This window comes from Candidatus Nitrosopumilus sp. bin_6a (genome assembly GCF_054095695.1).
Window position 1 is genome coordinate 321,652 of sequence record NZ_JBSWSR010000001.1, and the last position, 15,093, is coordinate 336,744.

17 protein-coding genes and 1 tRNA gene are annotated in these 15,093 nt (G+C 32.3%); 13 read left to right on the forward strand and 5 right to left on the reverse strand.

The window, feature by feature from the left end; genetic code table 11:
* The first annotated feature begins 14 nt into the window (after positions 1–14).
* Genes mvk through ACW9XA_RS02025 form a run of 6 tightly spaced genes read left to right on the forward strand, consistent with a single transcriptional unit; the run spans position 15 to position 5,949 of the window.
* Positions 15–956, forward strand: a complete 942-nt coding sequence (gene mvk, locus ACW9XA_RS02000; RefSeq protein ID WP_457762753.1) for a mevalonate kinase — start codon at positions 15–17, stop codon at positions 954–956.
* A 23-nt stretch (positions 957–979) separates the two neighbouring features.
* Complete coding sequence (locus tag ACW9XA_RS02005) at positions 980–1,732, forward strand: isopentenyl phosphate kinase (protein ID WP_457762754.1); 753 nt, start codon at positions 980–982, stop codon at positions 1,730–1,732.
* Positions 1,725–2,375 (forward strand): isopentenyl-diphosphate Delta-isomerase, encoded by a 651-nt coding sequence (gene idi / locus ACW9XA_RS02010; RefSeq protein WP_457762755.1) that lies wholly within the window; start codon positions 1,725–1,727, stop codon positions 2,373–2,375. The genes ACW9XA_RS02005 and idi overlap by 8 nt, the downstream gene beginning before the upstream one ends.
* On the forward strand, positions 2,362–3,342 hold the full coding sequence (locus ACW9XA_RS02015; RefSeq protein ID WP_457762756.1) for a polyprenyl synthetase family protein: 981 nt from the start codon (positions 2,362–2,364) through the stop codon (positions 3,340–3,342). The genes idi and ACW9XA_RS02015 overlap by 14 nt, the downstream gene beginning before the upstream one ends.
* Before the next feature lie 21 nt (positions 3,343–3,363).
* Positions 3,364–5,073, forward strand: coding sequence for a glutamate--tRNA ligase (locus ACW9XA_RS02020; RefSeq protein WP_457762757.1), 1,710 nt, complete (start codon positions 3,364–3,366; stop codon positions 5,071–5,073).
* Between the two features lie 6 nt (positions 5,074–5,079).
* The gene (locus ACW9XA_RS02025; protein WP_457762758.1) at positions 5,080–5,949 is read left to right on the forward strand and encodes a fumarylacetoacetate hydrolase family protein; all 870 of its coding nucleotides are present in this window, start codon (positions 5,080–5,082) and stop codon (positions 5,947–5,949) included.
* On the opposite strand, the gene ACW9XA_RS02030 is transcribed toward ACW9XA_RS02025, so the two are convergent.
* Positions 5,941–6,729 (reverse strand): GNAT family N-acetyltransferase, encoded by a 789-nt coding sequence (locus ACW9XA_RS02030; RefSeq protein ID WP_457762759.1) that lies wholly within the window; start codon positions 6,727–6,729, stop codon positions 5,941–5,943. The genes ACW9XA_RS02025 and ACW9XA_RS02030 overlap by 9 nt on opposite strands.
* Positions 6,730–6,767: 38 nt before the next feature.
* Between ACW9XA_RS02030 and ACW9XA_RS02035 the strand changes: the two genes are divergently transcribed.
* The 4 genes from ACW9XA_RS02035 to ACW9XA_RS02050 are packed head-to-tail and all read left to right on the forward strand — an operon-like array spanning position 6,768 to position 8,557.
* Positions 6,768–7,076 carry a Rieske (2Fe-2S) protein gene (locus tag ACW9XA_RS02035; RefSeq protein WP_457762760.1) on the forward strand — a complete coding sequence of 103 codons (309 nt, stop codon included), beginning with the start codon at positions 6,768–6,770 and terminating at the stop codon, positions 7,074–7,076.
* Between the two features lie 36 nt (positions 7,077–7,112).
* Positions 7,113–7,382: a UPF0147 family protein gene (locus tag ACW9XA_RS02040; protein WP_457762761.1), complete on the forward strand. Its 270-nt coding sequence runs from the start codon at positions 7,113–7,115 to the stop codon at positions 7,380–7,382.
* Between the two features lie 25 nt (positions 7,383–7,407).
* Positions 7,408–8,169 carry a class I SAM-dependent methyltransferase gene (locus ACW9XA_RS02045; protein ID WP_457762762.1) on the forward strand — a complete coding sequence of 254 codons (762 nt, stop codon included), beginning with the start codon at positions 7,408–7,410 and terminating at the stop codon, positions 8,167–8,169.
* Positions 8,170–8,209: 40 nt separating this feature from the next.
* Positions 8,210–8,557 (forward strand): hypothetical protein, encoded by a 348-nt coding sequence (locus ACW9XA_RS02050; RefSeq protein WP_457762763.1) that lies wholly within the window; start codon positions 8,210–8,212, stop codon positions 8,555–8,557.
* Positions 8,558–8,665: 108 nt separating this feature from the next.
* On the opposite strand, the gene ACW9XA_RS02055 is transcribed toward ACW9XA_RS02050, so the two are convergent.
* Entirely contained in the window at positions 8,666–10,069 is a 1,404-nt protein-coding gene (locus ACW9XA_RS02055; protein ID WP_457762764.1) for a rhodanese-like domain-containing protein, read from the reverse strand.
* Between the two features lie 156 nt (positions 10,070–10,225).
* On the opposite strand from ACW9XA_RS02055, the gene ACW9XA_RS02060 reads away from it, so the two are divergent.
* Complete coding sequence (locus tag ACW9XA_RS02060) at positions 10,226–11,413, forward strand: cupredoxin domain-containing protein (RefSeq protein WP_457762863.1); 1,188 nt, start codon at positions 10,226–10,228, stop codon at positions 11,411–11,413.
* A 34-nt stretch (positions 11,414–11,447) separates the two neighbouring features.
* On the opposite strand, the gene ACW9XA_RS02065 is transcribed toward ACW9XA_RS02060, so the two are convergent.
* From ACW9XA_RS02065 to ACW9XA_RS02075, 3 genes are all read right to left on the reverse strand, one after another.
* Positions 11,448–12,353, reverse strand: coding sequence for a TIGR00341 family protein (locus ACW9XA_RS02065; RefSeq protein WP_457762765.1), 906 nt, complete (start codon positions 12,351–12,353; stop codon positions 11,448–11,450).
* 207 nt (positions 12,354–12,560) lie between these two features.
* Positions 12,561–13,253, reverse strand: coding sequence for a hypothetical protein (locus ACW9XA_RS02070; RefSeq protein WP_457762766.1), 693 nt, complete (start codon positions 13,251–13,253; stop codon positions 12,561–12,563).
* A gap of 82 nt (positions 13,254–13,335) precedes the next feature.
* Positions 13,336–13,407 (reverse strand) — tRNA-His (locus ACW9XA_RS02075).
* 280 nt (positions 13,408–13,687) lie between these two features.
* Between ACW9XA_RS02075 and ACW9XA_RS02080 the strand changes: the two genes are divergently transcribed.
* Both ACW9XA_RS02080 and ACW9XA_RS02085 read left to right on the forward strand, forming a co-directional pair.
* Positions 13,688–14,710 (forward strand): magnesium transporter CorA family protein, encoded by a 1,023-nt coding sequence (locus ACW9XA_RS02080; protein WP_457762767.1) that lies wholly within the window; start codon positions 13,688–13,690, stop codon positions 14,708–14,710.
* A 64-nt stretch (positions 14,711–14,774) separates the two neighbouring features.
* A complete protein-coding gene (locus ACW9XA_RS02085; protein ID WP_457762768.1) occupies positions 14,775–15,047 on the forward strand; it encodes a hypothetical protein in 273 nt (90 codons plus the stop codon).
* The last annotated feature ends 46 nt before the right edge of the window (positions 15,048–15,093 follow it).

Here is a 15,093-nt window from a genome sequence, read left to right on the forward strand (position 1 = left end):
TTTAGTATACTCTATTGAAATCTAAAGCTTCATCACCTGCAAAAGTAATTCTCTTTGGAGAACATTTTGTAGTATACGGTGTTAAAGCAATTCTATGTGCAATAAATAAAAGAATTACAGTTAGTGCGGAGACAATTAAAGAAAATAAAATTTCCATTAAATCAAACATTGGTAATTTAGAATTAGAGCCCAATAAAGAAATTTCAGAAATTGATTCTCCGTTAAAACCAATTTATTATTTGGCAAACAAATTGATAAAAAATCAAAATACAGGAATAAGAATCAAAATAGAATCAGACATTCCATTAGGAGTAGGGTTGGGTTCATCATCTGCATGTTGTGTTGCAGGAGCTGGAGCAATTTCAAGACTATTCAAAAAAACATCTAAAGAAGAAATTTTAGAGCTTGCAATAGAAGCTGAAAAGACAATTTTTGAAAACACATCTGGTGCAGATTGCACTGTTTGTACATATGGAGGGATTATAGAATATGATAAAAAGAATGGATTCAATAAAATAGAATCTGAGCCTAATTTCCATCTTGTTATCGCCAATTCCAAGATAGAACATTCGACTAAATCGATAGTAGAAAATGTAAAACAGTTTAAGGAAAAAAATGAAGAAAAATTCTCTACTTTATGTGATAAAGAATCAAAATTAGTAGAAGATATTTTAGAATTATTAAAAAATAACAACATCATGGAGATAGGACAGAGAATAAACGAAAATCAAGAATATCTTGAGACAATAGGGGTTTCAAATGAAAAATTGCAAAGAATGATCAAGATAGGGCAAGACAAATCATTTGGTGCAAAAATTACAGGAGCCGGTGGAGGAGGATGCATCTTTGCACTAACAAATGAATCAAATCTTGAACAAACGATGAATCAATTCAAAAATGAGAATCATGATTGTTTTTCCGTGAAAATTGATTTTAAGGGTCTGGATACTTTTTAATTGATCAGGTAAATTTGAACAGCATGATTCTAATAAAATTAGGAGGTTCAATCATCACAAACAAAGAAAAACCTCTATCAGCAAGAAAAAAAACTATTGATAACCTATCTAAAAGTTTAAGAAAAATTAATCAGCCAATAATCATTGTTCATGGAGGGGGATCCTATGGACATTATTGGTCCGTAAAATACGATATGCATACAAAAGAGAAAAAATATGATCTAAGAGGCGTAGCCATTGTTAAAAATTCAATGATTGAATTAAATAAAATAATTTTAGATTCAATGCTAAAAAATAAACTAAATCCATATTGTCTTCCACCAACAGATTTTATGTCTGGAAATAAACCCATAATTAAAAAAATTAAAGAAATAGAAAAAATTGCAAAATCAGGCTTGATTCCAGTTACATATGGAGATGCATTATGGTATGGTCAGAAAAAAACATACATTCTATCAGGAGACAAAATCATGACCCATCTAGCAAAAATACTAAAACCTAAACTTTGTATTTTTGCATTAAATGAGGATGGATTGTATGCAGATTTAAAATCAAAAAAATTGATCTATGAATTAAAAGGAGAACAGCCAACAATTTCAGAGAACAAGATGGATGTCACAGGTGGAATGACAAGAAAAGTAGAAGAAGCATCAAAGATTGCTAAAACAGGGTTAGATGTATTTTTTGTTAACGGAAACAAACCTGAAAGGATTGTGAAAGCGGTTAAAAATAGGACATTTGAAGGAACGTTGTTTAGAGGTAAAAGAAATGTCTGATGAATTTGTAATTTTAGTAGATGAAAACGACAATCCGATTGGAACTGAAGAAAAAGTAAAATGCCATTTGCCTAATGGAAAATTACACAGAGCATTTACAGCACTATTGTTTGATAAAGAAGGAAGATTAGTTCTCACTAGAAGAGCTAAAGAGAAAATGTTATGGCCAAATGATTGGGATGGAACTTTTGCAAGCCATCCAAGAGAATCAGAAACATATGTTTCTTCAGGAGAAAGAAGAATGCCAGAGGAATTAGGGATTAATGGCACTCTTGATTATCTGCACAAATTTGAGTATCATGTTCCATACAAGAAAGTTGGTTCTGAAAATGAGATTTGTGGGACATTGATTGGAGTTATTGATAAATCCACAGAACTAAAAGAAATTGAAGGAGAAATTGACGAAATAAAGTGGATTTCATCAAAAGAATTACTTGTTGAATTAAGGACAAACCCAGAAATTTATTGTCCATGGATGCTCATTGCTTTAGAATTATTAGAAAAATCCAACAAAGATATGCTTGAAAAGCATGCAAATGTCTTATCTACATGGATGAGCAGAGAAATTCATGATGAATTACAAAAAGCAATTAAAATTCATCTGCCAGATGACAAATGGAGATTAGTAAATGAAAAAAACTAAACAAATTGAACAGAATGCAAAAATAGTAAACAGGTATTTGAATTCAAAATTAAAAGGAAATCCAAAGAAACTCTATGATGCTGCAGGACATCTAATTGTAAATGGAGGAAAAAGACTTCGACCATACATGGTAATTAAAAGCTGTCAAATTTTAAAAGGCAAAGTCTCTAACGCAATGCCAGCTGCAAGTGCAGTGGAAATGGTACATAACTTTTCATTAGTTCATGATGACATAATGGATAATGACGAGATGCGTCATGGAGTTCCAACAGTTCATAAGAAATTTGGAATGCCGATTGCGATTCTTGCAGGAGATGTATTATTTTCAAAAGCATTTCAGGTGATCACAGATTCAAAATTATCATCTAGTGCAACAACGCAACTCGTCTCTAGACTTTCAAAAGCTTGTGTAGATATTTGTGAAGGACAATTGCTTGATGTGAAAATGGCAGAGGAGAGAAAAATTCCATCACAAGCAGAATATGTTACAATGATAGGTAAAAAAACAGCTGCACTATTTGATGTGTCATGTGCAATGGGGGCAATATGTGCAACAAACAAACCAAAAGACATTTCAAATCTTTCATCATTTGGAAGAAATCTAGGTATTGCATTTCAAATTACAGATGATCTCATAGGAGTGATGGGAGATCCTAAAATTACAAAAAAACCAGTAGGTAATGATCTAAGAGAGGGTAAAAAGTCACTACCAATTTTAATGGCAATAAAATTAGCAAAAGGTAATGATAAAAAAATCATTTTGAAAGCATTTGGAAATTCAAAAGTTTCAAGAACGGATCTCAACAAGGCTGTAGAAGCCATAAGATCCTTAGGAATTGAAGAAAATGTCAGAGGACAGGCTCTAAAATACGCTGAAAAAGCTGAAAAATCACTAGCTGGATATTCAGGTTCTGCTAAAACGGAACTAATTTCATTATTAGATTTTGTAGTTAAAAGAAGCGTATAGTTGCAATAGGTAAAAATCAACATGGATGAAGAACTAAGAAAAGAAATTCGGAAAATGGCTCTTCAAAATGCTTTTGAGCATGAAGGAGAAACCAGAGACAAAATAATTATAGGAAAAATTCTTGGGACAAAAGCAGAACTTAGAACTAAAGTAAAAGAGATATCTCCAGAAATCTCTGAAATCGTTTCATCAGTTAATCAGATGTCATTAGACGAACAAGAAAAAGAAATTAAAGAAAAATTTCCAGAGATTTTAATTCCCAAAGAAAAAATTGAAGAGCGAGAAGGACTTCCAGAACTAAAAAATGCAGTACATGGAAAAGTAATTACAAGATTTCCACCTGAACCTAATGGATACCCCCACATTGGTCATGCAAAGGCAGCCATCATCAATTCAGAATATGCTAAGATGTATGGTGGAAAATTCATTCTAAGAATGGACGATACGAATCCGGAAGCAGAAAGAATGGAATATCATGCAGCCATCAAAGTAGGACTAGAGTGGTTAGGAATTGAATTTGATACAGTAAAAAACACATCAGATGATATGGAAATATTTTATGAGAAAGGAATTGAATTAATCAATTCAGGTAAAGCTTACGTTTGTACATGCAAAAGAGAAGACATTAGCAAAAATAGAAGAGAAAGAAAATCTTGTAAATGCAGTACAGAAAATATTGAAAAAAATTATAAAAATTGGGAAAAAATGAATGAGAAATTTAAACCAGGAGATGCCATCGTGAGATTTCGTGGAGATATGAAAGCAGACAATGCGGTTATGAGAGATCCAGTATTATTTAGAATCATTGAAGGAAAACACTACACATTAGGAGAAAAATATAGAATTTGGCCAAGCTACGATATGGCTGTTGCCATAGAAGACAGCATGGATGGAGTTACACATGCATTTCGTTCAAAAGAATTTGAATTGAGAAAAGAGCTAATTGATGCAATTTTAGATGCATTACACATGAGAAAGCCATTCCAGGGATTTTTCTCAAGGCTAGAATTCAAAGGAATGCCAATTTCAAAACGAATAATCAAACCCTTGATTGAAGAAGGCAAGGTTTCATGGTATGATGACCCAAGATTGCCAACTTTGGAGGCACTACGAAGAAGAGGAATTAAACCCGAAGCAATAAGGAAATTCATAATGTCTTTGGGATTAACCAAAGCAAACACACTAGCACCATTTGATGCACTTGAAGCATTTAACAGAAAATTTGTGGATGCAAGTAGTATCAGGCTATTCATGGTAAGCAATGCCAAAAAACTAACAGTAAGAAATTTACCAATATCATCAATAGAAATTCCTAATCATCCAGTTAATGATATGGGAAAAAGAAAAATTGAGATTGATGAGAATTTTTACATTTCTGGAGAAGATGCACAAAGTATCAAAGAAGGAACACAAATTCGTCTTTTAGGTTTGGGTAATGTGTCAATAACAAAATCAGGAATCGAATTAGAAGGAGAATTTATAGAAAATGGCGAAACAGATAACATTCTAAAAATACAATGGGTTCCTCAAAAAACTGCACATGAAATTAAGATGGTAATTCCAAAAACTTTGTTTAACGGGGAAGAATTTAATGAAGATAGTTTAGAAGAATTGGACGTTTATACAGAACCTCATTATCTACAATTAAAAGAAGGAGAAGAAATTCAGTTTGTTAGATTTGGATATTGTAGAAAAGATTCACAAAATCAATCAATTTTTACACACAAGTGATCAAGAATGAAAATAGCACGATTATCGTATGGAAATAATGAAACATATGGTTTTGTCAAAGGAGATAAAGTATCAACTAAAGACGAGATTACTTATTTGACAGGAGTACCAATCCCTCAAAACGTAAAAGATTTTCTTTTTGATGGATGGTATGATGAAATAAAAAACAAAGTTGATGATTTGCCATATGGAGAAGATCTTTCAAAATACAAATTGTTGGCCCCCATTCCAAATCCCAACAAGATTATTTGTTTAGCGTTTAACTATGTAGACCATGCAAAAGAACAAGGATTACAAGCGCCTGAAGATCCAGCCATCGTAATCAAACCACGTACGGCATTAAACAGTACAAAATCAGATATCATATGCCCAGATTTTGTCACACAGCTAGATTATGAAATAGAATTAGCCTTGATTATAGGAGAGAATTGCAAAAATGTCAGTGTTCAAGATGCATCCAATATGATATTTGGCTACATGATATTCAATGATGTTTCTGCAAGAGATATTCAATTCAAAGATAAACAGTTCACAAGAGGAAAAAGTTTTGATTCTTTTGCACCGTGTGGGCCATGGATAACAACAAAGGATGAAATTCAAGATCCTCAAAATCTCAAAATGACTACAAAAATTAATGGTGAATTAAGACAAAATTCTTCATCAAGTAATATGTTCATTAAAATTCCAGAAATTGTTTCAAAGATTTCCAAAGTGATGACATTGGAAAAAGGAGATATTATTTCCACAGGAACTCCTGCAGGAGTAATGCTGAATAAACCAAATGCAGTATTTTTAAAAGATGGAGATAAAGTGGAGATGGAAATTGAGAGTTTAGGAATTTTAAACAATACAATAAAAATTATAAAATCAAACTAAAGCTTTTTTCATTAAACGAAATGAGATTTTGTATTCTAATGAATCAAAATTTGGCAATTTATCTCTAGTTAAAATTTGAATTCGCTCATAGTTTTTTTCAATACCGAAATTTTGTAAAAAAGAGATAATTTCTAGCGCAGAATCATTTGAATTTGAAAACATCGTAACGATCAATGTATTATCAAAATGTTCTGAATCAGTAAGGAATGCAGTAGAACTTTTATCATTTACATCAGATTTCACTATAGAGTTTTTTTCATAAAAAGATGTCAATAGATCATTATCAATTGAAAGCCACCTCCATGATTTGACATAATGAGAATAAAGTTTAGCGTCAAGGGATTTTACAAATGTAATATCATGATTCAAATTAATTTTTGGTTCCAAAGAATAGAAATTCCAAGTTTGGAAAACATCATAGTTTAGAGAGCGTGCCATGCATAAAGATTCGATATTTTCAGTGTCTATTAGCATGAAAGAAAAAGGGAGATTTTTTTTCCTTCCAATCATTTCAGCATGTTTGACTAATTGGGATGCAATGTTCTGACGACGAAATTTAGGATCTATTCTAATTCCCTCAATCCAAATTTGATCTTTGGAATAGCTTGCATGGCATATTCCAATTGGATATTGTTTTTGAGCTAAAAACAAATCCCCTTCAGATAACCAATAATCCCAAACATGCTCAATATAATCACCCCAGGAAAAAGTATTTTTGCAGAATTTTAAAACTGGAATTTTATCCAAATTAGTAGCATTCCTAATTTTTATCTCCACCATATCCAAAAAATTATTAAGAATAATTAGATAAAAATTCAATGGGAAAAATTATAGCTGGTAAAACTTCAGATATATCACCAGGAAAAATGATCAAGGTATCAATTGACGGCAGAGATATTCTAGTTGCAAACATCGATGGTGATTATTATGCTACAGATGATTCATGTACACATTCAGGTTCAAGCTTGTCCGAAGGGAAATTAGATGGTTGCACTATTACTTGCGGATGGCATGCAGCAGAATTTGATTGTAAAACCGGAAAATTAGTTAAATTCCCAGCAAAAATTAGAGATTTAACATCATACAACGTTGTTGTCGAATCAGACAATGTCTTTGTAGAGATGTAACTATATACCTCTAATTTTTAAGAAAAGGTGTAAAAAATGGCTGACGATGCTCAAAATAAAGAATCAATGAAGGAAGCAATTGAAACGTTAGAACAGATCACTGCAAGCAATTCAACTCCAAAGACAATTAAAAAGTCAATTACAGACTTGATTGCAGATCTTAACAATCCAGAATATTCATTGTCAGTAAGAGCAGCAAACACAATCAGTTTACTAGATGATGTCACACAAGACCCAAACATGCCTTCATACGTTAGAACGCAATTGTGGCAAGCAGTTTCAAAATTAGAAAGCATAAGAGAATAAATTCTCGTTTACAGTATTACTGATAATGAAAATTGAAGAATATTTAGAAACACTTCCAGACAATTTACTTAATGGTGAAGATGTGCAATTACCTGAAAAATCATTTAGGGAGATTTTCAAATTTGTGGGATTGGATAAAGAAGACACCTTTTATCATTTAGGATGCAGTGATGAAAAAGGAATTGAAATAGCTGTAAATGAATTTGGAGTAAAAAATGCAATTGGAATTGATATTAACTCAAAAAAAATAGAAAATGCAAAGAAAATTTTAGAAGAGAAAAAAATTAACGCAAGATTAGTTTGTCAAAACATAGAAGAATCAGATATTTCAGATGCGTCAGTTATCTTATTTTGGTTTACAGATGAGACTATAATTGCCAAAATGATAGAAAAATTTGAAAAATTAAAACCCGAGACAAAGATAATTACAATTTGGGGACCTCTTCCAGATTGTCTTCCAGACAAAGTAGATTTTCCATATATTCTGAATAAAGTTCCATTCAAAAAAGCACAAAATATGCAAGAACAGATACTAGCAATTTTTGGTGTAAAATGTGTTGATTTTGTAACAGCATGGGAATTTGCAGAAAGATATACCAAAGCAATTGGATCACCTGAAATTAAAAATGATAGATTTCTAACAATCATACAAACGTTAGTAATTTGGATTAATGCAAAGAAATTAGGAGTAGTATGCGGAGAAGAGATTCCAGAATCTATTAAAACATACATCAACATAATGAAGATGCATTTTAATATAGATTTTGAATATTTATTAGAAGAATAACTTGTGCAATCCTTTTATTTTGTTTTTATGTAAACAGAATATGGAAAGTCGATTAAACATCAATGTTTCCGCCGTAGATTACGATAAAACTAGTAAAGCGTTAACTCACCAATTAACACTATTAGAAGAAATGGTGCACGGGGGAGAAGACTTTATGATGACAGATTCAGAATTTGCTTTTGGTTGGCATTTTTTTGTATTAAGCGTAAACAAATCCCTGATTGAGAAATTAGCAGAGATGATGGGGGGGGATTTTGAAAAATTGAAAGGAAAAGGTACAGATAAGAAATTTCTGTCATGGTTGACAAAAAATGTAGAACCTAAATCACCCAGATTCAAATTAGCTATTAAAGAAGAGATGGAGTCAAGCAAGTTTGGAATTTTTTAAAATTATAAAATCTTTAATTTGCTTGTCAAGTTAAAGTTCATCTCATTTTAGGCATTTTTGTGGCTAAAATATTGTTTATCGAGTTTCATCTAGTGATAAAATCAGATTCTAAGTTCCAGCAATACTACATCTGTTTGGACCAATCTCCAAATCAGGAATATCAGTAGGAATTAAGGGAATGGTGCCTTTGTTAATCTGAATAATTTTCTGATAATTCATAGGTCTTGGAACAGTAATACTGACTACATGTTTTACAAATTCTTCTTTTGGTAATTTCAGTATGTCATGTTGTTTTGCCTTTTCAATAGTTGTAAAATATGCATTATTTTCTGGAACTACTGTCATTCCATGATGAGTAGGAAAAACCATGGTTTCTGAAGGAAGTTTTAGCAATTTGTCATGTAATGAATCATACAGGTGACGTGCAAACTCTTCTGCTTTATCGCGAAGATCTGGTCTTCCAATACTTTCAATGAACAGAATATCCCCTGTAAACACATACTTTTGATCAATCAAATAACACAAGCTGCCAGGCGTATGTCCAGGAGTATGAATTACTTGGAGTTTTGATTTACCAAAGGATACTTCATCTCCGTCTTTTACTAGATTTGCAGATCTCTCCCATTCTTCATGTCCGCTTTCATACATTGAACCGCCTGACAATTCTGCAAGATGTTGTGCTGATGAGATATGATCCGCATGTTGATGTGTATCTAAAATTTTTACAATCTTTGCATCTTCTTTTTTGGCAATATCTTCATATTTTTTTGCAGGAAAAAGAGGATCAATTACAATTGCCTGCCCTTCTGAAATAACCATATGTGAAAGACAACCTTTGCCAACCTTTTCAATCTGAATAACGGTTGGATTATCAGATACTTTCACAGTGTTTAACACTTGACTCCATCCAGCAAGTCCTCCTTCAAGAACATGTGATTGGATGCCATTTCTTGCAAGAGCAAATGTTGCAATCATTGCTCTGTTTCCATGAGGACAGATAGTGACTATTTCTTTATCTTTTGGAATCTTTGAGAGATTTTCAGAAGAAAATACATCTGGAAGTGAAATATTTACACTGCCTGGAATTTTAAAATCAGAAAATTCATCCTTGTTTCTAACATCAAGTAAGAACAGATTATGATTAGATATTTTTTCCCATAAATCATCAGGATGAATAGTAGTAGAAGGACTACCCCGAACAGTTTCTTTATTCCATTCTTTCATTCCTCCCTTTAGATAATGTGCATCTAATCCAAAAGAGCGCATCATTGCAGAAATTTCTGATGCCATTGTACCATCATCATCCACAAGAACAGTTTTGACATTCTTTGGAATTTGAGGCATTATGGTTTCTTTTGCTTTAGCATCACAGACAGCATGAACTGAACCATCAATATGTCCAGATTTGTAGGATTCAAGTAATCTAAGATCAAACAATAACATCGGTTCTTTTTTTTCAAGTAAAGAATACAATTCATCAGAATCTAGAGAATGATTATCATTTCCACTCATGGTAATATTTGTATAATTTTACATATTTAGATACTTGTTAATTATCAAAAATGAATTTCACGAATTGAATTGGATTTAATTATTTATTTGACTTGATCTTCTCATTTTTGGAAATCATCATTCTGTCTAATATACTAAAAATAATAATCCTAACAAATGAATTCAAAAATAGTATTTCTTTCCATTCTAGTCTTTTTTACAATTACAATTGTTCCAAGTTATGGTGAAACATGGAAAATTCAGATTCCTGCAGGTTCATCTGATCCTAATGCCCCTGCACATTATTTGCCTACTGAAATTTCAATAAGACCTGGAGACAAAGTTGAATGGGGAAATGCAGATACTGATAATCATACTGTTACTTCTGGAAGTTTAGATTTAGGTCTTACAGGAATTTTTGATAGTGGATACATGGATCCTGGAAGCAGATACGCTATAATGTTTAGTGAAGAAAATCTTGGTGAAATAAAATATTTTTGCAAAATACATCCTTGGATGATTGGAATAATCAATGTTGTTGAACTTGATGTAGGATTTGAAGTATTTCATAATGTAGGTTCTAGTGTTTCAAAATATCCTGTAGATGTTGCATACAAGGCGGAGAGAAATTTGGTTAGTATTGATGTTGATACTGTTAGAAAGAGCCTCACCTTTAATTTTGTAGGAAAAATTAACAATGACAAATTTGTAGCACATTTACCTGAGACATTAATTAAAAATCCTCAAGCTGTTTGGATTAACGACAAACAAACAATGAATTATGAAACGACAAAAAGCGAGGATGAAACAATTCTTACTATGACTTTAGGTGACCATGTGCAACAAGTAAAAATTGTAGGAACAGAGGTTATTGGAAAGGCTGATCCAAAAGAACACATTCTAGTCAATCAAGTAAATGGAATTTTGGATAAAAAATTCTATGAAAAAGATGATGAAATTATAATTTCAGGCATAATACAAAATCCTGTTCAATTATACGAGATTACACTGGATATAATTTCACCAGAAGGAGTGACTATTTATCATAAAGTTGTTCCATTGGTAGATTCTCCAAAATTTTCTGAAACTGTCACTACAACTGAAGTATTACGGGAATTTGGTGAATACCAAGTGAAAATTACTGGTGAGAGTGCAAAAAGTTTGTTTTTAAAATTTGAATACGGAATAATGCAACAAGAGATACAGTCTCCTCTAAAACAGATGAGAACAGGAATCAATGCAAGCGATGTAATCTGTAATGAAGGATTGGAATTACTAATGAAGACATCAAATGGCAAGGCAGTTTGTCTAAGTGAATCTACTGCTACCATAATGATGCAAAGAGGCTGGGCAGATTACTTTTAATTATTTTTCTTTACATAGATGGATTTTATTTTGGTTATGGTTTAAATGACAAAAATCCTAATAATATGCTTAATCCAATGAAAATGCTTATTGTGATTACCATGTGTTGTTGAGCTTTTTCTTTTTCGTAAAACTTTCTGGGGGTAACACCGCCTATAAAAAAAACAACCATCATTCCCAAAACTAGTCCTATGATGTTTGCAGCAGTTAGAGTCAAGGCACTAGAAAATATTTCAAAATCCCATAACGCAATCCCGATTCCTGCAACTGCAGCAGGTGGAACCAAAGCTGCTGCTATCGCTACACCAACTAAAATTCCAGGAATATTTGTAGACATTGCAATACCTCCTGCCAATCCAAGTGCTATAGCTACTGCTAAAAATACAGGAGAAACAACGGTTCTAGATAATATTTCATCAGTCAATGGCAAATCTACGAATTGAACTGTAATTCCTGTTAAAATAGCACCAGTTGCAATAACTGAAACAAGTAAAATTAATCCTGAAACTAGTGCTTTGAGCATTTTGTCAGTCTTGCCTACTGCAGTGTTAAAGGAGAAAGCAGAAATCGGTCCAAGTAATGGTGATATCAGCATTGCACCAATAACCAAAGAAGCATTATTTGCAAAAAGTCCAGCTACTGCAACTCCTGCAGCAATAACTATCATAAAAAGAAGGTTCTTGTTGAATTTGACATTAGGTTCTATCAGAGATTCGTATTCTTCAATTAATTTTTTCTTTTTCACTTTGAGTTGTTTCGTTTCAAGTTCTTTTGCATAGTTTGAAAGATAGTCAGATAATGTAGCCTCAATAGCTAAACTAGTAACATACAACTCTTTTCTTCGAGTATCAATAATTTTGTTTAATTCGTTTGTTAGTGAATTGGCTAATAAATCAGGACATATTCCAGTATAACGCAAAAGCCTTTCATTTTCTGCCATGGTTAATTCAACGTGAAATGGAATCTTGAATTTTTTAAAAGTAAATTCTACACTTTGGCTTTGCTGATCATAGCAAATAATTTCAATTTTTCTCAAACTTGCCTTACATGTGGATGTGCTGGTATTAATTATTCCTCTTAATGGTATTTAACAACAAATGCTCGAATCATAATTGATCCACAAAATGGGTGCATTTGAATGAAATTATTATGGAACTGTTAAATGAATTCCAGTACAACTAAAATTAGTTCTGTCCCTTATTTCAGAATCCTGATTTCCTGAAAATTGGTATATGAAAACAGTATCTTGAAGATAAGTACCATAACTGGTAATTTCACATGATACAAACTCCCAAGTTTGAACTGTTTTGCCTTTACCATCTAATACATCAATGTTAACATCAAATTTGTTTAGGAGATCTCCCCTATCCATCCAATCACCAACAAATTCATAGAATTGTTTTTTATCTGCACTTGGCAAAGATTCTAAAAAGAATTTTGGAGTAATATCTCTAAAATCATACATTCTTCCACGAGGATCGTCGGCTGTACCAGGTTCAGAAGTAGATATTTCAAATTTTTCAAAATATGAAACTGCAATTGGTGATACAATGTTTGAAATTGTGACTCTAAATGATTGGGCACGTTCCTCATCAGTTAATGCTGTTTGAGCAGCAGTTACTTCAGTAATTGGAATTTGGATTATTCCATTACTAACAAGATATTGTAATGATTTGACATAATCTGATTCACTGATAGTTCCTTCAGACCACCACTTTGCATTATTTTTTACCCAGTCAGGAATAGTGGAATCGGTAGCTGATGCAGTAATTGCGAATCCTATGAAACCAACAAGACTAATTGTAAGCAATATTGAGAGTTTGTTTAGATTTTTCTTCAAATTAATTTATCATCCTATTTTTTCAATCATTAGTAATTGTTGGCTTATATCAAAATATTCCTCACTTAAACTAAATTGAGAGGGCCCTCGAGGGGAATCGAACTCCTGTCCGAGGATCCACAATCCTCTATACTAACCACTGTACTACGAAGGCCACAAAAAAGAAATTTGTTTATCCAGTAATAATCTTTAAGATTTTGTTGAAAATTGGGCTGTAGATTTATTATTGACTAGTTTAGAATCCATGTATGCGAAAATGGTGGATTGCAATGGCAATATCTATAGGACTAGTGTGGGTAAGTACTAACTATTTTCTCCCATGGGTAAAATAAATAATTTAATCAAATTATACTAGCCTCAATTTAATGATGAAATTAATTTCAGCATGATTATAGCGATCGCTTTAAATTTGTTGTATCAGGGTATTTTTCGACATGAAGAAAGGATTCATCACAAATAGGTTACGTTCCAGTAGAAAAACAACGGAGACATCTATTGAAAACAAGATAGAAACAATTCAAGGTGAAAAATTTGTGTGGATTGATTTACAAAATCCTGATAGAGAAGATGTTGAAAAATTAGCAGAAAAATATGATTTCAATAAATTAAACATAGAAGACTGTATGACTAAATTTGAACTTCCAAAATTAGATAGTTATGATGACCACTTTTTTGTAATTCTCCATTTTCCACCACTGGCACAAAAAATAGCAACGTCAAAAAATAGTCAATTATCAATATTTGTGGGAAAAGATTTTCTAGTTACTGTTCACCAAGGAGATCTTAAACCATTAGTTGAATTAGTGGATATTTGTAAATCAAATTCGGATCAACAAAGAAAGGATACACTGTTAGGTAGATCATCAGGAATGCTACTTCATGAAATCTTGGACGTGTTAGTAGATGATCTGTTACACACATCAAGAAAAATTATTGCAAATCTTGATGAAATCGAAGATAGAGTTTTTGATGAGACAAAGCCAGTAGCAAGAAGCATTGCATTACTCAGAAGAGAAATTAATAGATTGAGAAGAATAGCCAATCCGTTGAAAAAATTTGTATTAGAAATAGCAAAAAATGTTAAAAAATATTCAGGAAGCGATGATGATGAAATTACGTTGTATTATGACGATGTAATTGACCACATTGACAAGGTTATTGAAACATTGGAAGAATCAAGGGAAACTATGGAAATTTACAAAGATACAGACTTTGTGTTAAGCACTGAGAAAACAAACAAGGTTCTTGCGGTTTTAACAATAATTTTCACATTGGCAATTCCATCTACAGTAATCGGAACATTTTATGGAATGAATGTTGATTTGCCAGGAGGTATTGGAAGTGATGTTTTGATCTTGGGACCATTTACAACATTCATTATTGTTATTTTTGCATCCGCAATTCCTGCAATCATGATGTTTGCATATTTCAAAAAATTAGGATGGATTAATAGCTAAAATTAAAAATTTAGATCTCATAAAAAATGAGCTTAGATAAATACAAGATAATTCAATCTTAATTATGGGCAAAATCAGAATACGAACAGGTAGAGGCACAGGAACTATCGAAGTGGATGAAGATGCTTCCAAATGGTCTGGAGACGAATTTAGAAAGATCCAAGAAGCAAGAAAAAAAGCAACCGCAGGAAGAATGGTTCATACGGGTAGAGGAACTGGTTCAAGAAAACTAGGAGATATGCCTGATCCAAAAGCTAGACCTTCTACAGAAGGAATGACTAGAGTCACAGGTAGAGGAACTGGTTCAAGAAAAAGCAGAAATAAAGGATCGCAATAATAAGCCTCAATTTTTAATTTTTCTAATTTCATTTAGAGGAGTTTAT